Origin of the sequence: Streptomyces flavotricini (genome assembly GCF_020639365.1) — a bacterium.
Classification (GTDB): Bacteria; Actinomycetota; Actinomycetes; order Streptomycetales; family Streptomycetaceae; genus Streptomyces; species Streptomyces flavotricini.
This window is the reverse complement of the sequence record NZ_JAINUL010000001.1, coordinates 1176500-1196878: the sequence shown is the minus strand read 5'-3', so window position 1 is coordinate 1196878 and position 20379 is coordinate 1176500. Positions and strand designations below refer to the sequence as shown.

Here is a 20379-nt window from a genome sequence, read left to right as displayed (position 1 = left end):
TCCCTATCCTCGCCGCATGACGCCCGTGATAGCCCGGCTCGACGCCGCCCAGCTCGCCGCCCACCGCGACGAACTCGCCGATCTGCTGCTCGCCGTGGTCCGCGGCGGCTCCTCGCTCGGCTTCCTCGCCGACCTCGACCACGACCGGGCGGCCGCCTGGTGGGACGCGCTCGTTCCCGCCGTCGAGGAGGGCTCCCTCGCCCTCTGGGCCTCCCGCACCGGCGACGGCCGTCTCGACGGGACCGTCAGCTGGTACCGCGAGTCCAAGCCCAACGGCCGCCACCGCGCCGAACTGCGCAAGCTCATGGTGCACCCCCGGGCGCGCGGCCGCGGCACCGCCCGCGCCCTGCTCGCCGAGGCCGAACTCGCCGCCGCCCGGGCCGGTGTGCTGCTGCTGGTCCTCGACACCGAGACCGGCAGCGGGGCCGAGCGCCTCTACCGGTCCGCAGGCTGGACCGAGGCCGGCACCATCCCCGACTACGCCGCCGACCCGGCCGGCCGGCTGCACCCCACCACCCTCTTCTACAAGCACCCCCGGCCACCGAGGTGACCTCGCCCGCCGCGCCGCGTTAGACCCCGTAGCGCGGACCACCGAGCGAGGGAGACCGCATGTACGCCACACCCGCATCCGCAGCACTCACCCGCCGTACGGTCCTTCGTACGGCCTTCACCGCGGCGGTGCTCGCCGGCACCGCCGCGGCACTGGCTCCCGTACTGCGCGCCCGCCGCCCACGGCAGACCCTGACCCCGGCCCCCCTCGTCGAGGAGACGTACCGCGGCCGGAACATCGCCGTCGACCACGCCGGGGTCCGCATCGACGGCCGCCCCCTGCACGTCATGCGCCGCGCCGACGGCAGCTACCTGAGCGGGATCAACCACTTCCAGTCCTTCGGGACCCGGCTGGAACTCGCCCGCGCCGCCGTTGACGAACTCGGCACCACCCAGCTGGCGTTCGCGGCCCCGCACCACGGCTGAGGAGCCCCGCATGTACACCCGGCAGAACCAGAAGAACCTGACCAGCGCCCAGAAGAAGCGGTTCACGGCGGCCGTGCTGGAGCTCAAGCGCACCGGAGCCTACGACGACCTGGTGCGCACCCACGACAAGTACTTCGTGCCCGACCGGGACAGCAAGCTCCGGGTCGGGCACATGTCCCCGTCCTTCTTCCCGTGGCACCGGCGCTACCTGCTCCAGTTCGAGCGGTTGCTCCAGGCCGTCGACCCGGGCGTCTCGGTCCCGTACTGGGACTGGACCGCGGACAACAGCCCGGTCTCCTCCCTCTGGGCCGAGGACTTCCTCGGCGGCACCGGCCGCGAGGGCGACCGCAGGGTCATGACCGGCCCCTTCGCCCACGAGAAGGGCAACTGGGAGATCACGGTGGGCATCACGGAGGCCCGCTTCCTCACCCGCAACCTCGGGCGGCCGCAGAACCCGATCGCCCTGCCCACCGCGGCCGAGCTCCAGTGGGCGCTCGACGACCCGACGTACGACACCTCGCCCTGGGACTCCACGGCGCAGGGCGGCGGGTTCCGCAACAAGCTGGAGGGCTGGGCCGCGCCGAGAAGCGAGCGCTGGCGCAACCACAACAAGGTCCACCAGTGGATCGGCGGCCACATGACGGGCGGTACGGCCCCCAACGACCCGGCGTTCTGGCTGCACCACGCCTTCGTTGACCTGCTCTGGGACCGCTGGCAGCTCAGGCACCCCGGCTCCGGCTACCTGCCCGCCGCCCCGCTCGCGCTGGGCGATCTCCAACGCGGCCGGGTGATCGCCCTCGACGAGCCGATGCCGCCGTGGGACCTGACCCCGCGCGACATGCTCAGCCACCAGGGCCTCTACCGCTACGAATGATCCGTGGGCCGGGTACGGCGGCCGGGTACGAGAAGGGCCCCCGCCGTACGGCGGGGGCCCCGGGTCCTCGATCCGGCCGTCAGCCGCCGTAGCCCTCGGTGTGGTGCTCGCCGCCGCCCGACGCGTTGACGCAGGTGTTGCCGAACGCCGGGTTCAGCAGGGCGATCACGTTCACGGTGTTGCCGCAGACGTTGACCGGGACGTGCACCGGAACCTGGACCAGGTTGCCCGAGAGGACACCGGGGGAGCCGACCGCCGCACCGTGCGCTCCGGCATCGGCGACGGCCAGACCGGCACCGGCGGCCAGGGCACTACCGGCAACAGCGGTGACGGCGACTGCCTTCGCGATACGCGACATCAAGATCTCCTCGTGAGATGTGTGGTGCCACAGGGGTCTGTGGCGTTTGACATGGCGTACAACGCGGCGGGAGCCCGGCGGTCACGGCCGCTGGGCCTTGGTGATGAAGGAAAATCGCACGGAGGCGAAGTACGGCTTGATCTGGCCCGCGGCACCCGGCTCCAGCACCGCCGCCGGACGGCCCGCACAGCCGGGCTCCCGGTAGAAGGTCGCGGTCCCGCGGGTGGAGTTGGTGGCGGCCCGCGAGCCGCCGCCCTCAGCCGCCACACAGCCCTGCGGGGCGGTCAGCCCGTGGACCCTGTCGTCCTGGCCGACGTACTGGAAGTCGGCCCCCGCGGCGGCCTGCGCCGGTGCCGCGGCCACGAGCAGGAGCAGGGGCAGGGGCAGGAGCGCGGGCGCGAACGGGAGGACCGGGCCGGCCGGCCGGGCGGAGCCGCGGACGCCGGGGTGGATACGCATGAATCGCATGGCCGGTCCAACCCGGCCCGCCCCGGGCCGGGTCACGCCTTGTCACCCCTCGCAGGCCTGTGCGACCGTGCCCGGGAGGCGGAACACCGGATTCAGTGATGCAGTGATGCAGAGGTGCCGTGACACAGGGGTGCAGTGGTGCACCGGGCCGACGGAGGAAACGATGAGCACAGCGGGCGGCAGCGGCCGGCCCCGGGTCAGGACGGGGTACGGCGTCGTCGAGGGCCGGACCGGCCCGGCCGGGATCGCCTCCTTCCGGGGCATCCCGTACGCCGCCCCGCCCGTCGGCGCCCTCCGCTTCGCCGCGCCCGCGCCGCCGGCCGCCTGGGAGGGCGTACGCGACGCCGGCGCCTTCGGGCCCACCGCGCCCAAGGTGCCCTACCCGCCGAAGTTCGCCGCCCTGCTGCCCGACCCGGACGTCCCCGGGGACGACTGCCTGAACCTCAACGTGTGGACCCCGGACCCGGTCCCCGGTGCCCGGCTGCCCGTCATGGTGTGGCTGCACGGCGGGGCGCTCACCCGCGGCTCCTCGGCCGTCCCCGTCTACGACGGCTCCGCCTTCGCCCGCGACGGGGTGGTGCTCGTCTCCCTCAACTACCGCCTCGGCGTCCTCGGGTACGGACTCTTCCCCGACGCCCCCGCCAACCGCGGGCTGCTCGACCAGATCGCCGCCCTGAACTGGGTCCGGGAGAACATCGCGGCCTTCGGCGGGGACCCCGCCCGCGTCACCGTCTTCGGCGAGTCCGCCGGAGCCATCAGCGTCGGTGCCCTGCTCGGTGCCCCCCGCGCCGCCGGGCTCTTCGCGCAGGCCGCGCTGCAGAGCGGCGCTCCCGAGGTACTGCCGCGCGAGAAGGTGCGCGCCATGGTCCGGCGGATGGCCTCCCTGCTGAAGGTCCCCGCGACCGCCGAGGCCTTCGGCGCCACCGCCCTGCCCGACCTGCTCGCCGCCCAGGCGGCCGTGCTGCGCCGCTCCAGTCCGCTCACCGGGGGCCCCGCCTTCGGCCTCGTCGCCGACCCGGACACGCTCCCCGGGGACCCGCTGGAGGCCGCCGCGGGGACGGACGTACCGCTGCTGCTGGGCTGGACCACCGAGGAGTACCGGCTCTGGCTCGCCCCCATCGGCGCGCTGCCGGTCATGGACCGGCTCGGTCCGCTCACCCTGGCCCTGGCCCGCGCGCGCAGCGGCAAGGACCGGGCCGCCGTACGGGCGCTGCGCGCCGCACGGCCCGGGGCGGGCCCGGCCGAGCTCGCGGGCCAGCTGCTCACCGACCGGCTGCTGCGCGATCCGCTGCGCCGCCTCGCGGGGGCGCGGCGCTCGGCCTCCAGCTTCCTCTACGAGTTCGGCTGGCCCTCGGGCGTTCCCGGCCTCGGCGCCTGCCACGCGCTGGAGCTCGGCTTCGTGTTCGACACCCTCGACGTGCCGGAGTCCTCCTGGCTGGCCGGGCGGGACGCCCCGCAGGAACTGGCCGACCGGATGCACGCGTCCTGGGTGTGCTTCGCCGTGACGGGGGACCCGGGCTGGGCGCCCTGGGACGGCAACGGCCCGCCGATGGTGTTCGGCGGGCCGGGGCGCGAGGAATCCGTGGCGGCGGAGGTTACTCCACCGGTCCTTCCATGACCTTGCTGATGAACTGGATCGGGCCCTCGCCCATGTTCGGCACGTAGGTCTTGGCGTTGTGCTGGCCGCCGGGGATGACCCTCAGGCTGGTGTGGATCGGTCCCTTGCCGTACGTCGCGACGAACTTCTGCACGTCGGGCAGCGTCTTCTTGTTGTTCTCGTTGTCGCCGACCTGGAAGGCGAGGTAGACGTCCGGGGAGCCCTTCTTGTCGAGCATGGCCTTCGCCAGGAGCTCCGGGTTGTTCTCGGCCTTCTCCTTGTCGTGGCCCTTCCACAGCGAGGAGTCGGGCACGATGTCCGGGCCGGAGCAGATCGCGGCCTTGAACTTGTCCGGGTACTTGAGCACGGCCTTCAGGCTCGCGAAGCCGCCGGTGGAGGAGCCCATGTAGGCCCAGCCGTCACGGGACTTGACGGTGCGGAAGTTCGCCTTCACCAGGTCCGGGACGTCCTCGGTCAGCCAGGTCCCCATCTTGGGCTGGTCGGGGATGTCGGAGCCGTCCCAGTAGATGCCCTTGTCGTCCGGGCCCGGGTTCAGCACCGGCATGGCGAGGATGAACGGCTTGCTCTTGCCCTCGGCGTACCACTTGCTGATGCTGGTCTGGAGCCCCAGGTCGGTGCCCATCCAGTAGTTGTTCGGGTAGCCCGCGCCGCCGGGCAGGGCGATCATGACCGGGAAGCCGCTCTTGGCGAACTTCGGGTCGTTGTACTCCTTGGGAGCCCAGACCCACACCTTGCCCTTGAAGCCGGACTTCTTGCCGTCCAGTGTGGTGACGGCCACGTGCGTGCCGTCGGCCAGGGTCATCGAGTTCTTGAACTCGGCCTTCGGGCCGGTGGGCATCAGCGCCTTGGAGTTGGCCGCCTGCTTCGCGGCGCCGTCGGCGCCCGCCTGGCCGCCGCCCGCCGCGGGCTGGCCGAAGGAGACGTCCTTGCCCTTGTCGGTGAACGGGGGTATCTCGAAGTGGTACATCACCCCGGCCGCGATGCCCGCGAGGGCCAGGACGGAGACACCCGCGATCAGCCAGCGCCTGCCCCGGCGCGGCCGCTGACGCTCGTACTGGGGCTCCTCCGGCTCGCCGTACGGCGGCTGCGGCGGCCCGTACGGGGGCTCGGGCTGGTACTGGGGTTCGTACTGCTGCGTGTACGAAGCGCCGTAGGGCTGCTGCTGGTACTGCCCTTCCGATCGGTACGGCTGGTGCTGTCCGTCGGGTGAGTACGACATGTGCGGTTGCTCTCCGGCTGGTGCTGCCCCGTGGGGGGATGGTCTTTTCCCCGCCTGGGGGTGGTCTCTTCTGTTCGAAGGATGAGCCTACGTGCTGCCCGGTTCCCCTTTTTTCCAGGTCTTGGGCTTCCGTAGGTCAGGGCGTTGCCGAACACCGACAGGGCCACCGGAGTTCCCGGTCTGTTAGCCGACTGTCCCTGGCCCATGCACATGCCCCTGGGTATGGTGCGTGCGCGCCGCCACCAGACCCCCCTGCCCGGAGGTATTTTCCGTGTTTGGCATGCCCTCGTCACGGTCCGCCCGAAAGACCGCCCTCGCCACCGCCTTCGGCCTCACCGCCGCCGGCACGGCCCTGTGGGCCGGCCTCGGCGCCGCCCAGCCCGCGCACGCGGCCGGCCTGCCGGCCCCCGACCACGTCGTCGTCGTGGTCTTCGAGAACCACGCCTACAACCAGGTCATCGGGAGCTCCAGCGCCCCGTACATCAACTCCCTCAAGAGCGGGGGCGCCAACCTCACGCAGTCGTTCGGCATCACGCACCCCAGCCAGCCCAACTACCTCCAGCTGTTCTCGGGCTCCAACCAGGGCGTCACCGGCGACAGCTGCTACACCCCCGGCTTCAGCTCCGCGCCCAACCTGGCATCCGAGCTCATCGCCGCGGGCAAGAGCTGGGCCAGCTACAACGAGACCCTCCCCAGCCAGGGCTCCACCACGTGCAGCAGCGGCGACTACGCCCGCAAGCACAACCCCTGGTTCGCCTTCTCCAACGTGCCCACCAGCACCGCGAAGACCATGACCCAGTTCCCGACGGACTACACCACCCTGCCCAAGGTGTCCTTCGTCGTCCCGAACCTGTGCAACGACATGCACGACTGCTCCGTCGGCACCGGCGACACCTGGCTCAAGAACAACCTCAAGGCCTACGCGGACTGGGCCAAGACCCACAACAGCCTGCTCGTCGTCACCTTCGACGAGGACAACCGGCTCGCGGGCAACAAGATCCCGACCGTGCTCTACGGCCAGCCCGTCACCCCCGGCAGCACCTCGTCCACCACGTACAACCACTACGACGTGCTGCGCACCCTGGAGGGCCTGGCCGGCCTGACCGCCCACGCCGGGAACGCGGCCACCGCCAAGGACGTCACGGGGATCTGGGCTTCCTGACCATGTACGTTGCGGACAGCCGCGGTACCCCCGCGCCCGCCGTGACCCCCGAGCCGCAGGCCGTCGCCCCGGGCACCCGCCCGGGGCGGCGCGCCGCGCTCGCCCCCACGGTCCTCGCCCTCGGCACGGTCAGCCTGATCACCGACGTCTCCTCCGAGATGGTCACGGCCGTGCTCCCGCTCTACCTCGTCGCGGGCCTCGGCCTGTCCCCGCTCGGCTTCGGGCTCCTCGACGGGATCTACAACGGCATCAGCGCGCTGGTCCGGCTCACCGGAGGCCACCTCGGCGACCGACTGGGCCGCCACAAGGCCCTCGCCGGCCTCGGCTACGGGCTCTCGGCCCTGTGCAAGCCACTGCTGCTGCTCGCACACACCCTCCCCGCCATCGGCGCGGTGCTCGCCCTCGACCGCACCGGCAAGGGCCTGCGCACCGCCCCGCGCGACGCGCTGATCTCGCTGGCCGCCGCCCCCGAGGACCGCGGCCGGGCCTTCGGGGTCCACCGGGCCATGGACACCGCCGGCGCCCTGATCGGGCCGATCCTCGCCTTCCTGATCCTGCGCGGCGCCGCCGACGGCTACGACGCCGTCTTCACGGTCAGCGCCTGCGTCGCCGCCCTCGGCGTGCTCGTACTGGTCCTGTTCGTCCCCGGCCGGCGCGCCGCGCCGTCGCCCGGCGCCGAGCCCGTCTCGCTGCGGGCCGCCTTCGGGCTGCTGGTCCGCCGCGACCTGCGCCGGATCAGCCTCTGCGCCCTGCTGCTCGGGCTCTGCACCGTCAGTGACGCCTTCGTCTTCCTGCTGCTCCAGCGCGCCACCGGGATCGCGGACCGCTGGTTCGCACTGCTGCCGCTGGGCACCGCCGCCGCGTTCTTCCTGCTCGCGCTGCCGCTCGGCAGGCTCGCCGACCGGATCGGCCGCTGGCGCGTCTTCCTCGGTGGCCACCTCGCGCTGCTCCTGGCGTACGGCCTCCTGCTGACCGGAGGGGCGGGGCACGGCCACAGCACGGCCCTGCCCTACGCCGTGCTCCTCCTCCACGGCGGCTTCTACGCGGCCACCGACGGCGTGCTGATGGCCGCGGCGGCCGGAGCCGTGCCCGAGGAGCACCGCGGCGGCGGCCTCGCCCTCGTCCAGACCGGCCAGGCCCTCGCCCGCTTCGCCGCCTCGCTGGGCTTCGGCGCCGCCTGGACCGTCTGGGGCCCCCGTCCGGCCCTCGCGGTCGCGGCCGTGCTGCTGGCCGTCGCGGCCGCCGCCTGCGCCCGGCTGCGGCCCGCCGACGAGGCGGACGCCCGGTCCGCCGCCGAGACGCGGGCCGACTGAGCCGCTCGGCCGCCCTGAGAAGTCCCCCACATCCCCGAAAGGCCCCCATGACCCTCCAGCGCCGGATCCTGGTCCTCGTCTGCGCCGTCCTCCTGCTCGCCGCCGTGGGGGTGCTCGCCGTCGTCCGCGCCTCCTCCCGGGCCGACGAGAAGAACCAGCCCCAGGCCGGCGGGCCGCAGATCACCCGGGGCGAGGTGACCCTGGCCCCGGACGCGGGCGAGCGGCGGATCGTGTTCCGGAACATGGCCTGGGGCCCGCACCGCGACGAGCTCGCCACCGTCCCCGCCGGCGCGCCCCAGGGCCCCCGTACCGCCTCCGGAGTGAGCTGCCTGCGCTTCCACGCCGCCGCCGGCACCGGGATCTGCCTCCAGGCCGACAAGGGAGGGGTCCAGGAGAGCTACCGGGCCGTCGTCCTCGACGCGCACCTCAAGGAGGTTTCCGCGCACCCGCTGGCCGGCATCCCCACCCGTGCCCGGGTCTCGCCCGGAGGCCACCTCGTCGCCTGGACGGTCTTCGTCGGCGGGGACTCGTACGCCGGGACCAACTTCTCCACCCGGACCTCACTGCTCGACCTGCGCACCGGCACGTTCGACGCCTCGCTGGAAGACTTCGCGATCCGCAAGGACGGCAAGGCGTACCGCAACGCCGACGTGAACTTCTGGGGTGTGACCTTCGCCGCCGACGAGCGGACCTTCTACGCGACGCTCGCCACCGGCGGCCAGACCTACCTGGTCCGCGGCGACCTCGCCGAACGCACCGTGACCACGCTGCGCGAGAACCTGGAGTGCCCGTCGCTGTCGCCCGACGGGACCCGGCTGGTGTTCAAGAAGCGGGTGCCCGGCCTGTCACCGGACGCCCCCTGGCGGCTGTACGTCCTCGACCTGGCCTCGATGCGGGAGACCCCGCTCGCCGAGGAGCGCAGCGTGGACGACCAGGTGGTGTGGACGGACGACAAGACGGTCGTCTACTCCCTGCCCGGCGACTTCGGCGCCGACCTGTACTCCCTGCCGGCCGACGGCAGCGGCGCTCCCGCGCCGCTGATGGCGTCGGCCCTCGCCCCGGCCTTCCTCGGCTGACGCCGGGGGGAAGGGCCGGGGCGGAGGGCCGCCGCGGACGGCCGGCCCGAACGCAGGACCGTTACGCCGGGACCAGCGTCTTGCGGCGCCGCTTGCGCTGGGCCCCCGCCGAAAGCTTCAGCTCGATGATCGACCGTACGGCCGGCCACTCCTCGTCGAGGATCGAGTAGAAGGCGGTACTGCGCACGGCGCCGTCGAGACCCCGCGAATGGGCCCGGCGGACCCCCTCGCAGGTGAACCCGAGCCGCTCCATGGCGGCCCGCGAGCGCCCGTTGCGGGCGTCGGCGCGCAGCGAGATGCGGCGCACGCCCCAGGTCTCGAAGGCATGGCGGAGCATGAGCAGCTTCGCCTCCGTGTTGATGCCCGTCCCCTGGGCGCCCGGGGACAGCCAGGTATTGCCGATCTCGGCGGCATCGGGGATCGCGGTCGCCGGATCACCGAACGGGACGCCCGGCACGGCGGGCCACACCAGTGGTCCCTGCCAGTAGTCGAGTTCCAGGAACCGGGTCGAACCGACGACCCGGCCGTCGGTGGCTCTGACCACCGCGAAGGGGAGCGATCGACCCGCCGCCTGATCTGCGAGGGCGCGGTCGATGTACTCGTGGGACGCCTGCACCCCATGGGGTACGGGGGTGAAGGCGTAAGTCGTACGATCCTCGGCCCCGGCCACGGCCAAGGCCTCGGTGTGGTGGGGGGCGAGGGGCTCGAGCCGCACGGAGCGGCCGGCGAGGAGTACGGGTACGGGCACGGAGCCTTCGGTCCTTCTGGGCGGTGGGGTGGTTGCACAGTGTGCGTCTCTGACGTCACCCCCCGTGCAAAACACGGGTGAAAGGCAACGGGCTGTCAGGTGAACGCGAGTGGCTCAATGTAGCTCCTAAATGTGCTCCCATGAACCCCCAAATTGGCAACGCCGCGGCCATGTTTTTCGATGACTTTGGTCCCCGCCCGGGAGCCCCCGTAATCCTGATCCCCGGACATCCGTTCCGGCGCGCCGCAGCGGTCCCTCGAACAGCCGACCCGGAGACCTCCGATCGGCGTATAAACACCCTCTGACCTGCATATATATCGAGTGCGCCGAGTGCTTCCCGCAGCGGCCCCGACCGGCGGCGCGGCGGGCGGTCCCGGGGTCCGGAGCGGGCCGCCGGGCATCGAACGGGTGGCCGTCGGTGATGTGTCCGACACCGTCCCCGGGGCCCTTCGGGGCACGGGTCCGTGACCCGTGGCGGCACAGGGCGCCGGACGGGCCTGCCGGGCGGTCCGAAGGGCGGTCCGAAGGGCCGTCCGCGTCGTCGGGGGACGGGGTGACGGCGCCGTGGCGCAGGGCGACCGGGCGGGCCCGCTCGCGGTCGTGGCGGGCGGCGGCGTGACGGCGTCGTCGGTCGCGTACGGCCACGGCCCGGGCCGCCGATCCGACGGGATCGACCGCGCCGTCAACCACGGGACCGCCACCGAACCCCGGGCGCTCACCCCGCTCGTCCTCGCCTTCGCCGGGCCCCGTCACCTGCTCTTCCGCCGGGTGATCGGGGAATCCGGCCCGGCGACCCCGGGCCGCGAGCGCGCGGAGGACGGGGCCCCGGCGCCCGACGCCGCCGCCCGCCCCCTACCGTCCCTCCAACGCACCGTTCCCGTGCGGACCTTCGCAGACCTCCCCAGGTCTGCCCGGACCGTCACGGACCTTCCCGGAAAGGCGAGAGACCCCCACCATGTTCGGATCCCGCATCACCTTCGTCGAGGGCCAGGCCGGCCAGGGCCCCGCACTCGCCCGGATCGCCGACCGCGTCCGCGCCCGGCTCACCTCACCGCGGTACGCCGCGCTGCGCGGCGCCCGGCGCCCCCTGTTCACCGGCATCGGCGCCTCCTACGCGGCCCTGGCCGTCCCCGTACAGCAGCTGCGCGCGGCCGGGGTCGTCACCCAGCGGGTGCTGTCCAGCGAGATCGCCACCGGCACCGCGGGCTTCGACACCGACTGCCTGATCGCCGTCTCCCAGGGCGGCCGCAGCCGCGAGACGATCGCCGCCTTACGGTGCGCCGCACCCGGCATCACGAGGACCGCGCTGCTGGGCGTCGTCCCGTCGCCCCTCGGCGAGCTGGCCGACCTGACCCTGGACCTCGGCAACGAGCCCGACTCGTACGCCTCCACCATCGGCTACACCGGGACGGTGCTGGCCCTCGACCTGGTCGCGGGAGCCATCGCGGGCCGCGGGCAGGACCCCTGGGGCGACATCGCCGAGCAGACCGGCGCCGTCCACCGGCAGGCCGCCGAGGTGGTCGCGGGCCTGCGCGAGCGCGCCGCCCGCTGCATCGCCTCCGACGCGGTGGCGGCCGGCGCCTCGCGGGCCTCGGCCGAGGAGGGCGCGCTGCTGCTGCGCGAGGTGGTCCGGATGACCGCGGCCGCCTCCGCGACCCGCAACTACCTGCACGGGGGGATGGAGTCGGCGGGCAACACCCTGCACCTGGTCTTCGGCGACGGCCGCGAGATCGAACTGGCCCGCTCACTGGCCGCGGCCGGGCACCTCACGCTGCTGCTGACCACGGCTCCCGCCGAACCGTCGCAGAGCCTGTCGGTGATCCGCCTCCCCGTCGTCCCGGACGCCGTCCGCGCGGTGCTGGAGGCGGTGGTGCTCCAGGAGCTGGTCGCCCAGCTCAGCGCCGAACGCGGCGTGCCGATCGAGTCGTTCGTCTTCGCCAACGACGACACCAAGCAGGGCGGCCCGGACCGGGCCGCCTTCCAGGTGGCCGCCCAAGCCCCCGCAGACGACGCCGCAAGGGCCCCGAGCCCCTGATTTCGCCATGGCCCCAACTCAGGGGTGCTGCGGGGAATGCCCGGTCTGCGACGCTGGTTGCCCCGACACAAGATCGAAACCCAGGGGAGCCCCGGCATGACCGAGACCGTCACCCGCATCGAGTACACCCTGCCAGTGAACGACCCCGTGGCCGAGGACCAGGTACAGCTGAGCCGCGACGACCTGTGGACGGGGCTGGTGGCCAAGGCCGCCGACCCGCGCCCCTACGTGCCGGCGATCACCGAGTGCACGGTCCTGTCGGAGACCCCGCAGGGCCTGGTCCGTGAGATAGCCCGCGACGGGCACCGCTTCCGCGAGGTCGTGGTCTTCGACATCGGGCACCGCGTGAGCTTCCGCCGCTCGGACGAGAAGGAAGTCTGGACCATCGACAACGTCATCGACGAGGACCCGACCGGCGCCCTCACCCTGACGTTCAGCGGAGAGTTCGGGCGCGAGTTCGCCGCCTCCCGGCTCGCCGCGCTGCGCACGTCCATGGCCGAGACGGCCGCCCGTACCCTCGCCGTGATCCGCGAGTCCGCCGCGGCCTGAGGGTCCCCGGGACCGGCAGGCAACACCTGAGATCATCCGCACATGGACTTGGTACTGCGCCGACTCGCCGCCGTCGGGCCGTTCTTCGCCGTCCCGTACGGGACGCAACCGCCCGGGGACGGCTTCCGGCCGCTGAGCGAGCTGTACGGGCCCCGGCTGGAGCCGTACGTCGCCGAGGTCGGGCGGCGCATCGGCAGCGGGCCGGGGCGCGTCGCCGCCTCGACCGCGCAGTTCGGGATCGCCGCGCGGCTGTGGTCGATCGGGCTCGGTTGCGCCGCGCTGGGCGGGCGGGTGCCGGACCTGGGGGCCGACCGGGTCTGGTGGCGGCTGCCCGGGGCGGGATCGCTGGAGCTGTGGCTGCCGGAGCCCGGCCGGGGGGAGCTGCCGGCCGAGGCGCTCGGGGAGACCGTGCTCGGCAGCCTCGCGGCCCTGGACGCGCGGCTGCGGGAGCGGTACGGGGTCTCGCCCAAGGTGCTGCGCGGCAACGCCGCCTCGGGGCTGGTCGGGGCGGTGCGGGTGCTGGTCGACCGGGTCCCGGGCGGCCCGGCGGTGTCCCTGGCCGCGGGGCTGCTGGCCGAGGACGGACCGCTCGGCGGAGCCGGCACCTTCATCCACGAGGAGGGGCTCGGGGTGGCCTTCGTACGCCGCAGCTGCTGCCTGTACTACAAGGTCCCCGGCGGCGGCCTGTGCGGGGACTGCGTACTGCGCACCAGGTAGCGGCCCGGCCGGGCCGCTCGCGGGAACCGCGGGTGCGGCGGGCGCCGCATGAGAACGACGGAGGCCACCGGGGCGCAGTTGCACCGCTCCCCGATGGCCCCGCCGCAGCGCCGCGACGTCGTCTTCGACGGACCCGCCGACGTCCTGCGGCGTCGGTCCGTCAGTGCGAGGGCACTAGAACGTGAGGTTCCAGGCGTCGATCTTGCCGGTGTCCGAGTTGGCGTTGTCGTTCACGCGCAGCTTCCAGAGGCCGTTGGCCACCTCGGAGGAGGCGTTGACCGTGAAGGTCTGGACGATGTTGTCCGCACTGCCGCCGGCCCGGTTGCTCAGGGTGTAGACGGTGCCGTCCGGGGCCACCAGGTCGACCTTGAGGTCACCGATGTAGGTGTGCTTGATGTCCACGCCCACCTTGAGGGTGGCCGGCGCGTTGCCGCTCACCCCGCTGACGGTGATCGGGCTCTCCACGGTCGCGTTGTCGTTGATCGCGAAGTCGCCGAGGTTCTCGAAGTACTTCCCGGGCGGCGGTGTGGAGCCGACCGCCTTCAGCGCGTCGACCTGGCCCTCGCCGAAGAACGAGTTGTTGGCCGCGGTACCGGTGCACCGGTTGTCCGACGGGCAGGCGATGTCGTTGGCCTGGGTGGCCAGCTTGTCGCGCAGCTGCGCCGGGGTGATGCCCGGGTTGGTGCTGGCGAGCAGCGCCGCGACACCCACCACGTGCGGGGTGGCCATCGAGGTACCGCTCTTGGTGCCGTACTTGCCGCCCGGCACGGTGGAGTAGACGTCGCTGCCCGGGGCCGCGACGTCGATGACGCCGGAGCCGAAGTTCGAGAACGAGGCCTTCGAGGTGCCGGTGCCGTTCGCCGCGACCGTGACCACGCCCGGGAGCTCGGTCGGGATGTCGAGGCAGGCGTTGGTGATGGTGCGGGTGACCGGCGTCGAGTCGTTCGGGCTCGCGGAGTCGGTCGTCTTGTGGGCGAGGTCGTAGTTCTCGTTGCCCGCCGCGGCGACCTGCAGGGAGCCCTTGCCCTCCGCGTACTCCTGGGCGCGCTTGACGCCCTCGATGATGGCGGCCTGGTCGATGTTGTCCGGGCAGTTGAACTGCCACGGGTCCGTGTAGTAGCTGTTGTTGGTGACCTTGAAGCCGTGGTCACCGGCCCACACGAAGCCGCAGATGGTGTTCTCGGCGAAGAAGAACGAGTTGCCCGGCTCGGCGACGCGGACCGCGGAGATCTTCACGCCCGGGGCCACGCCGACGACGCCCTTGCCGTTCTTGGCCGCCGCGATGGTGCCCGCGACGTGCGTGCCGTGGCTGTCCACGTCCCGCCAGGCGCCCGTACGGGTGTCCGGCTTGCCGTACGCGCAGGAGACGGAGTCGGCCGCGTTGAAGTTCGGCGCCAGGTCCTGGTGCTGGTCGTCCACACCGGTGTCCAGGATGCCGACCTTGACGGAGGAGGATCCGGTGGTGACGGCCCAGGCCTGGTCCGCCTTGATCTGGCTCATGTCGGCGCGCACGGGCTCGCCGGCCGGGGTCGTCGACTGCGCCGGGTTGGCGGGCAGCGCCGGGTTGTAGGCGTCGGCCGGGACGTCCGAGGTGCGGGTGGCACCGACCTGCTGGACCCCGCTCACCCCGCGCATCGTCGAGGCGAAACCGGCGGAGGCGGAGTGGGCGACGATCACGCCGATGGAGTCGAAGGTGGAGAAGACGGTGCCGCCGTTGGCGGCGACGGCGTTGCGGACCGCCGTGCTGTCACCGGGCGCGGTGATCACGAGGTAGGCACGCGTGCCGGCAACCCAGGTCGCACTCTGGGAGGTCGGCGCCGCGGCGGCCTTGCCCGCGGCCTTGGCGGGCGCGGAGGGGATGCTCTGGCCGGAAGGGGAGACCGGGGCGGTGCCGGCGAGCGCGGCGGGGGCCCCGAAGGCGAGTGCGGCGCCGAGTGTGGCGGCCAGCACGAGAGTACGTCGAGGTCGGCTGGATATGTGGGGTATCAATGCGTCCTCCGAAGACGGCCTGGAGGTGCTCATGACACCTACCGGGCCGTACGAAACGAGTGGTGGACGCAAGATGTCAGACCCGTGCCCCGGTATGGAAGTACCTTTTACCGCAGGACACTTAACGGCCCCGTGGCCGAAAATGGACCATGGGGCCGCGTGAGGGCGGTGTGAAGGGGGTGTGAGGGCCGACCGGCCCGGGCACCGTGGGGGCGAGCCCGGCCCGGCCGGCCCGTGACGGGCGTTCCGGTCAGACCGGTACGCCGTCCTTGGCGCCGGCCGGCGAGGGGGCGGGCACGGTGGGGGGCTCCGTGCCGTGGCCGTCGTCGATCAGCGTGGTCTCGTCGAACTCCAGGCGCCCCGCGAGGACTTCGGTGGCCCGTGCGCGGTCGAACTCCTTGGTCCAGGTGCCGATGAGCACCGTCGCCACCGCGTTGCCCGCGAAGTTCGTCAGCGCCCGGGCCTCGCTCATGAACCGGTCGATGCCCACGATCAGCCCGACGCCGTCCACGAGCTCCGGCCGGTGCGACTGCAGTCCGCCGGCCAGCGTCGCGAGCCCGGCGCCGGTCACGCCCGCCGCGCCCTTCGAGGCCACGATCATGAACAGCAGCAGCGAGATCTGCTCGCCGATGGCCAGCGGCTTGCCCGTGGCCTCGGCGATGAACAGGGAGGACATCGTCAGGTAGATCGCTGTCCCGTCCAGGTTGAACGAGTAGCCCGTCGGCACCGTGATGCCGACCACCGGCTTCGAGACGCCCAGGTGCTCCATCTTGGCGATCAGCCGGGGCAGCGCCGACTCCGAGGAGGAGGTCGAGAGGATCAGCAGGAACTCGCGGCCCAGGTAGCGCAGCAGCGAGAACACGTTGAGTCCGGTGCACACCCGCAGGAGGGTGCCGAGCACCACGAACACGAACAGCAGGCAGGTCGTGTAGAAGCCGATCATGATGACGGCCAGTGACTTCAGCGCGTCCATCCCGGTCGCGCCGACCACCGCCGCGATCGCGCCGAACGCGCCCACCGGCGCCGCCCACATGATCATCGCGAGCACCCGGAAGACCAGCTTCTGCACGTGCCCGATCCCGCGCAGCACCGGCTCGCCCGCCGCGCCCATGGCCTGGAGCGCGAAGCCGCACAGCAGCGCCACGAGCAGGGTCTGGAGCACCTGCCCGCCGGTGAAGGCGGAGACCAGGGTGGTCGGGATGATCCCGAGCAGGAACTCGGGCGTGCTCTGCGCCCCGCCCGCCTTGGCCTGCGCCTCGCCCGCGTGCTTGACGGCCTCGGTCAGGTGCAGTCCACTGCCCGGCTCCAGCAGGTTCCCGACCAGGAGCCCGATGGCCAGCGCCACCGTGGACATGATCATGAAGTATCCGAGGGCGAGGCCGCCCACGGCGCCGACCTTCGCGGCCTTGCGCACCGACCCGATGCCCAGCACGATCGTGCAGAAGATCACGGGCGAGATCATCATCTTGATGAGGTTCACGAAGCCGGTGCCCAGCGGCTTGAGCTCCACGGCCGTGCCGGGTGCGGCGAAGCCGACGGCGATGCCGAGGAGCACCGCGGCGATCACCGCGATGTACAGGTAGTGGGTCTTGTCACGTCTGCCGGCCACGGCTCGCCTCCTGGTGGTGAATACGTCCCGGGAGGACCATCGCCCGAGGCTGTGACCCCGGTCACCCTTGCGTTCATTGAGTTCACGGCCCGGTGCACACTGAGCGCCATGTTCCGTTTCCCCCGACCCCCGCGCAGCCTCGCCGGCCAGCTGTTCGCCATGCAGGTGCTGCTGGTCGCCGTGGTCGTGGCCGGCTGCGCCGTCTTCGCGTACGCCACCGCCCGCGGACAGGCCGAGGAGGCCGCCCGGCGCCAGGCGGGGGCCGTGGCCCGCGCGGTCGCCGACTCTCCGTCCGTACGCGAGGCCGTACGCGGATCCGCGGCCGGCGCCGACCCCTCGGCCGCGCTCCAGCCCTACGCCGAGCGGGTCCGCGTGGACTCCGGGGTGGACTTCGTGACGATCATGGCCCCGGACGGGCGGCGCTGGACGCACCCCGACCCCCACCGCATCGGCGAGCCCTTCATGGGCAACACCGCCCCCGCCCTGCGCGGCGAGACCTTCAGCGAGACCTACACCGGCACCCTCGGGCCCTCCATCCGCGTGGTCACCCCGCTCATGGACGACGGCCGGGTCACCGGCATGGTCAGCGCCGGCATCACCGTCCGCGCCGTCAGCGCCCGCCTCGCCGAGCAGCTCACCGCCCTCGTCTGGGTCGCGGCCGGTGCGCTCGCGCTCGGCGGAGCCGGCACGTACGTGGTCAACGCGCGACTGCGCCGGCACACCCACGGCATGAACGCGGCCGAGCTCAGCCGGATGTACGACTACCACCAGGCGGCCCTGCACGGCGTCCGTGAGGGTCTGCTCATGCTCGACGGTCAGCGGCGCATCACCCTCATCAACGACGCCGGACGCGAACTGCTCGGCCTGCGGGGGGAGGTCCGGGGCCGCGGCGCCGCCGACCTGGGGCTGCCCGCCCCGCTCACCGGCGCCCTGCTCGCCGACCGGCCCCGCGTGGACGAGGTGCACCTGACCGCGGACCGGGTTCTCGTCCTCAACAGCTCACCCGTCGCGGGCGGCGGCCGCCGCGGCACCGTGGTCACCCTCCGCGACCACACCGAACTCCAGTCGCTCACCGGCGAGCTGGACCAGGAGCGCGGTTTCACCGAGGCGCTGCGCTCCCAGGCCCACGAGGCCGCCAACCGGCTGCACACCGTGGTCTCCCTCATCGAACTCGGCCGGGCGAACGAGGCGGTGGAATTCGCCACCGCCGAACTGCAGCTGGCCCAGGCCCTCACCGACGAGGTGGTCACCGGCGTCGGAGAACCCGTTCTGGTGGCGCTCCTGCTCGGCAAGGCCGCCCAGGCGCACGAGCGCGGAGTCGAACTGTTCGTCACCCCCGACAGCCGGGCCGTCGACGCCGGCACCGGAAACCTTCCGGCCCGGGACCTCGTCACCGTGCTCGGCAACCTCCTCGACAACGCCGTCGACGCCCTCACCGGCGTCCCCGGGGCCCGGATCGCCGTCACCGTCCGGCCCGAGCAGAACGCACTGCTGCTCCGCGTCGCCGACAATGGCCCCGGGCTGCCCGTGGGCGCCGACGCCGACGTGTTCCTGCGCGGCTGGTCGGGCAAGGGAGAGGGGCGCGGCCTCGGCCTCTCCCTGGTCCGGCAGGTGGCCCACCGGCACGGCGGCAGCGCGGTGGCCGCCGAAGGTCCGGGCGGGGGAGCCGAGTTCACGGTACGACTGCCCATGCGAAGGGAGCCGGCGCGATGAGCGAAGCACAGGAGGCGGCGGCGTCCGCGGTGCGGGTGCTGGTGGTCGAGGACGACCCCGTCGCCGCCGACGCGCACGCCCTGTACGTCGGCCGGGTGCCCGGCTTCACCGCCGTCGGCGCCGTCCACTCGCTCGCCGGGGCCACCCGCGTCCTGGAGCGGACCCGGGTCGACCTGCTGCTGCTCGACCTCACCCTGCCCGACGGGCACGGGCTGCGCTTCGCCCGCGGGCTGCGGGCCTCCGGGCATCCCGTGGACGTGATCGTCGTGACCTCGGCGCGGGACCTGGCCGTGGTGCGCGAGAGCGTCTCGCTCGGGGTGGTCCAGTACGTACTGAAGCCGTTCGCCTTCCCGACGCTGCGCGAACGGCTGCTGCGCTACGCCGAGTTCCGGGCCACCGCGGGGGAGGCCGCCGGACAGGGCGATGTGGACCGGGCGCTCGCCGCCCTGCGCGCCCCCGGCCCCGCCGAGCTCCCGAAAGGGCTCAGCGCGCCGACCCTGGACCGGGTCGGCGCGCTGCTGCGGGCGGCGCCCGAGGGGCTGACCGCCGCCGGGGCGGCCGGGGCGGCCGGGATCTCCCGGATCACGGCCCGCCGCTACCTGGAGCACCTGGTGGACACCGGGCGGGCGGACCGCACCCCCCGCTACGGGCAGGTCGGCCGCCCCGAACTGCACTACCGCTGGCTGGCCGAGGCGGCGGGGACCGGTTCCGTGTCGAAGGTGTAGAACTTCCGGTGGTCCAGCATGTCCGCCGGGGTCACGTCGTTCCAGGGGCGCATGGTGTCGTGCAGGTCGACGACGTTGACGGTGCCGGCGGCCGGCAGGTACGCGGACTTCGGGTTGCGGGCCTGCCACTCGGCCCACAGCTTGTCGACGTAGGCGTGGTGCATCCAGAACACCGGGTCGTTGGGGGAGACCCCGGTGCCCATCTGGCCGCCGACCCACACGTGCACCCGGTTGTGCAGGTTGGCGCCGCGCCAGCCCTCCAGGTTGTTGCGGAAGCCGTTCGAGGAGCTGTTCCAGGGGGCCATGTCGTACACCGGCATGGCGAGGACGGCTTCCACCTCGGCCTTGGTCGGCAGTTCGGCCACGCCCTCGCCCAGCGCGCGGCGCAGGTAGGCGCGCCCGTCGACCCGTACGTTCACGTTGAACTTCCCGGTGGCGTACGCGAACGGCCCGTCCATGACCTGCCCGTCGCGGGCGCGGCCGGTACCGCCGAGGAAGTCGGCGGCCCAGAGGGAGGAGCGGGAGGTGCGGTCCGCGGTCCAGTCCCAGTAGGGGAGCGAGACGGTCGGATCCACTTTCTGCAGGGCGGCCTCGAACTCCAGCAGGAAACGGCGGTGCCAGGGCAGGAAGGAGGGGGAGCGGTGGCCCACCCGGTCGCCCGAGTCGGTGTCGCTCATGATGAACCCGTTGTGGGTCGTCACGAAGCGGTCGTACGCGCCCGTGCGCTTGAGTTCGAGCAGCGCGTTGGTGAAGGCGCGCTTCTCCTCGGGGGTGAGGGCGGCCTGGTTCTTGCGGACGGTCATGCCGTGCCTCCCATGGGCGCGAAGGGGGCGAGGACGGCGCCCTGGAGCTCGCGCACCGCGGCGCGGGCGAGCGAGGTCGGATCGGCGAAGGTCTCGTAGTGGTTGACCACGCTGATCCAGGTGCCGTCGGCGTTGCGCATGACGTGCAGTTCGCGGCCGTCTATCCGGACGGTGGGCAGGCCGTCGTGGCCGCCCCCGTGGTGGCCGCCGTGGTGGCCGCCCCCGGTCGTGGCCGGGGTGATCTGGATGCGGCGGCCCTGGTAGACCTCGTCGACCGTGCCGGTGGGTATGGAGGCACGGGAGTCGGCGGCGGCTGCGTGCGCGGTGGCGCCGGCTATGCCGAGGGCGGAGAGCGCGCCGGCTGTGGTGCCCAAGGCCTGCCGGCGGGTGATCTTGTTCATGGGCCGAAGAACTATCAGGGCCGCGCG

The 20379-nt window shown here is 72.9% G+C and carries 20 protein-coding genes; 12 read left to right on the top strand and 8 right to left on the bottom strand.

What is annotated here, in order from left to right:
* The first annotated feature begins 16 nt into the window (after nucleotides 1-16).
* Genes K7B10_RS05710 through K7B10_RS05700 form a run of 3 tightly spaced genes read left to right on the top strand, consistent with a single transcriptional unit; the run spans nucleotide 17 to nucleotide 1849 of the window.
* A complete protein-coding gene (locus K7B10_RS05710; protein ID WP_229334845.1) occupies nucleotides 17-550 on the top strand; it encodes a GNAT family N-acetyltransferase in 534 nt (177 codons plus the stop codon).
* A gap of 59 nt (nucleotides 551-609) precedes the next feature.
* Entirely contained in the window at nucleotides 610-975 is a 366-nt protein-coding gene (locus tag K7B10_RS05705; RefSeq protein ID WP_229334844.1) for a tyrosinase family oxidase copper chaperone, read from the top strand.
* 10 nt (nucleotides 976-985) lie between these two features.
* Entirely contained in the window at nucleotides 986-1849 is an 864-nt protein-coding gene (locus K7B10_RS05700) for a tyrosinase family protein (protein WP_229334843.1), read from the top strand.
* Between the two features lie 79 nt (nucleotides 1850-1928).
* On the opposite strand, the gene K7B10_RS05695 is transcribed toward K7B10_RS05700, so the two are convergent.
* Together K7B10_RS05695 and K7B10_RS05690 are read right to left on the bottom strand one after the other, a co-directional pair.
* Entirely contained in the window at nucleotides 1929-2207 is a 279-nt protein-coding gene (locus K7B10_RS05695) for a chaplin (RefSeq protein WP_030868780.1), read from the bottom strand.
* Between the two features lie 81 nt (nucleotides 2208-2288).
* Nucleotides 2289-2666: a hypothetical protein gene (locus K7B10_RS05690; RefSeq protein ID WP_229334842.1), complete on the bottom strand. Its 378-nt coding sequence runs from the start codon at nucleotides 2664-2666 to the stop codon at nucleotides 2289-2291.
* 172 nt (nucleotides 2667-2838) lie between these two features.
* Between K7B10_RS05690 and K7B10_RS05685 the strand changes: the two genes are divergently transcribed.
* A complete protein-coding gene (locus K7B10_RS05685) occupies nucleotides 2839-4293 on the top strand; it encodes a carboxylesterase/lipase family protein (RefSeq protein ID WP_229334841.1) in 1455 nt (484 codons plus the stop codon).
* Here the strand turns inward: K7B10_RS05685 and K7B10_RS05680 are convergent.
* Entirely contained in the window at nucleotides 4271-5512 is a 1242-nt protein-coding gene (locus tag K7B10_RS05680; protein ID WP_308284526.1) for an alpha/beta hydrolase, read from the bottom strand. The genes K7B10_RS05685 and K7B10_RS05680 overlap by 23 nt on opposite strands.
* 280 nt (nucleotides 5513-5792) lie before the next feature.
* On the opposite strand from K7B10_RS05680, the gene K7B10_RS05675 reads away from it, so the two are divergent.
* From K7B10_RS05675 to K7B10_RS05665, 3 genes are read left to right on the top strand one after another with little or no spacing between them, the layout of a single operon-like run.
* A complete protein-coding gene (locus K7B10_RS05675) occupies nucleotides 5793-6674 on the top strand; it encodes an alkaline phosphatase family protein (RefSeq protein WP_229334840.1) in 882 nt (293 codons plus the stop codon).
* A gap of 2 nt (nucleotides 6675-6676) precedes the next feature.
* Nucleotides 6677-7987 (top strand): MFS transporter, encoded by a 1311-nt coding sequence (locus K7B10_RS05670; RefSeq protein ID WP_229334839.1) that lies wholly within the window; start codon nucleotides 6677-6679, stop codon nucleotides 7985-7987.
* A gap of 47 nt (nucleotides 7988-8034) precedes the next feature.
* On the top strand, nucleotides 8035-9063 hold the full coding sequence (locus K7B10_RS05665) for a TolB family protein (protein ID WP_229334838.1): 1029 nt from the start codon (nucleotides 8035-8037) through the stop codon (nucleotides 9061-9063).
* 61 nt (nucleotides 9064-9124) lie between these two features.
* Here the strand turns inward: K7B10_RS05665 and K7B10_RS05660 are convergent, their stop codons facing one another.
* Nucleotides 9125-9811, bottom strand: a complete 687-nt coding sequence (locus K7B10_RS05660) for a GNAT family N-acetyltransferase (RefSeq protein ID WP_229334837.1) — start codon at nucleotides 9809-9811, stop codon at nucleotides 9125-9127.
* 955 nt (nucleotides 9812-10766) lie between these two features.
* On the opposite strand from K7B10_RS05660, the gene K7B10_RS05655 reads away from it, so the two are divergent.
* The 3 genes from K7B10_RS05655 (at nucleotide 10767) to K7B10_RS05645 (ending at nucleotide 13112) form a co-directional block, all read left to right on the top strand.
* The gene (locus tag K7B10_RS05655; RefSeq protein ID WP_229334836.1) at nucleotides 10767-11846 is read left to right on the top strand and encodes an SIS domain-containing protein; all 1080 of its coding nucleotides are present in this window, start codon (nucleotides 10767-10769) and stop codon (nucleotides 11844-11846) included.
* Between the two features lie 96 nt (nucleotides 11847-11942).
* The gene (locus K7B10_RS05650) at nucleotides 11943-12395 is read left to right on the top strand and encodes an SRPBCC family protein (RefSeq protein ID WP_229334835.1); all 453 of its coding nucleotides are present in this window, start codon (nucleotides 11943-11945) and stop codon (nucleotides 12393-12395) included.
* A 42-nt stretch (nucleotides 12396-12437) separates the two neighbouring features.
* A complete protein-coding gene (locus K7B10_RS05645) occupies nucleotides 12438-13112 on the top strand; it encodes a (2Fe-2S)-binding protein (protein WP_229334834.1) in 675 nt (224 codons plus the stop codon).
* A 174-nt stretch (nucleotides 13113-13286) separates the two neighbouring features.
* Here the strand turns inward: K7B10_RS05645 and K7B10_RS05640 are convergent, their stop codons facing one another.
* Entirely contained in the window at nucleotides 13287-15062 is a 1776-nt protein-coding gene (locus K7B10_RS05640; protein WP_229334833.1) for a S8 family peptidase, read from the bottom strand.
* Between the two features lie 289 nt (nucleotides 15063-15351).
* Nucleotides 15352-16710: a cation:dicarboxylate symporter family transporter gene (locus K7B10_RS05635; RefSeq protein ID WP_229334832.1), complete on the bottom strand. Its 1359-nt coding sequence runs from the start codon at nucleotides 16708-16710 to the stop codon at nucleotides 15352-15354.
* A gap of 108 nt (nucleotides 16711-16818) precedes the next feature.
* Here K7B10_RS05635 and K7B10_RS05630 point away from each other — a divergent pair, with 108 nt between their 5' ends.
* Both K7B10_RS05630 and K7B10_RS05625 read left to right on the top strand, forming a co-directional pair.
* Nucleotides 16819-18423, top strand: coding sequence for a sensor histidine kinase (locus K7B10_RS05630; RefSeq protein WP_229334831.1), 1605 nt, complete (start codon nucleotides 16819-16821; stop codon nucleotides 18421-18423).
* On the top strand, nucleotides 18420-19148 hold the full coding sequence (locus K7B10_RS05625; RefSeq protein WP_229334830.1) for a response regulator: 729 nt from the start codon (nucleotides 18420-18422) through the stop codon (nucleotides 19146-19148). Before K7B10_RS05630 ends, K7B10_RS05625 begins: the two co-directional genes overlap by 4 nt.
* Here K7B10_RS05625 and melC2 read toward each other — a convergent pair.
* Both melC2 and melC1 read right to left on the bottom strand, forming a co-directional pair.
* Nucleotides 19097-19951 carry a tyrosinase MelC2 gene (melC2, locus tag K7B10_RS05620; protein ID WP_229334829.1) on the bottom strand — a complete coding sequence of 285 codons (855 nt, stop codon included), beginning with the start codon at nucleotides 19949-19951 and terminating at the stop codon, nucleotides 19097-19099. The genes K7B10_RS05625 and melC2 overlap by 52 nt on opposite strands.
* A complete protein-coding gene (melC1, locus tag K7B10_RS05615) occupies nucleotides 19948-20352 on the bottom strand; it encodes an apotyrosinase chaperone MelC1 (RefSeq protein ID WP_229334828.1) in 405 nt (134 codons plus the stop codon). The genes melC2 and melC1 overlap by 4 nt, the downstream gene beginning before the upstream one ends.
* Between the last annotated feature and the right edge of the window lie 27 nt (nucleotides 20353-20379).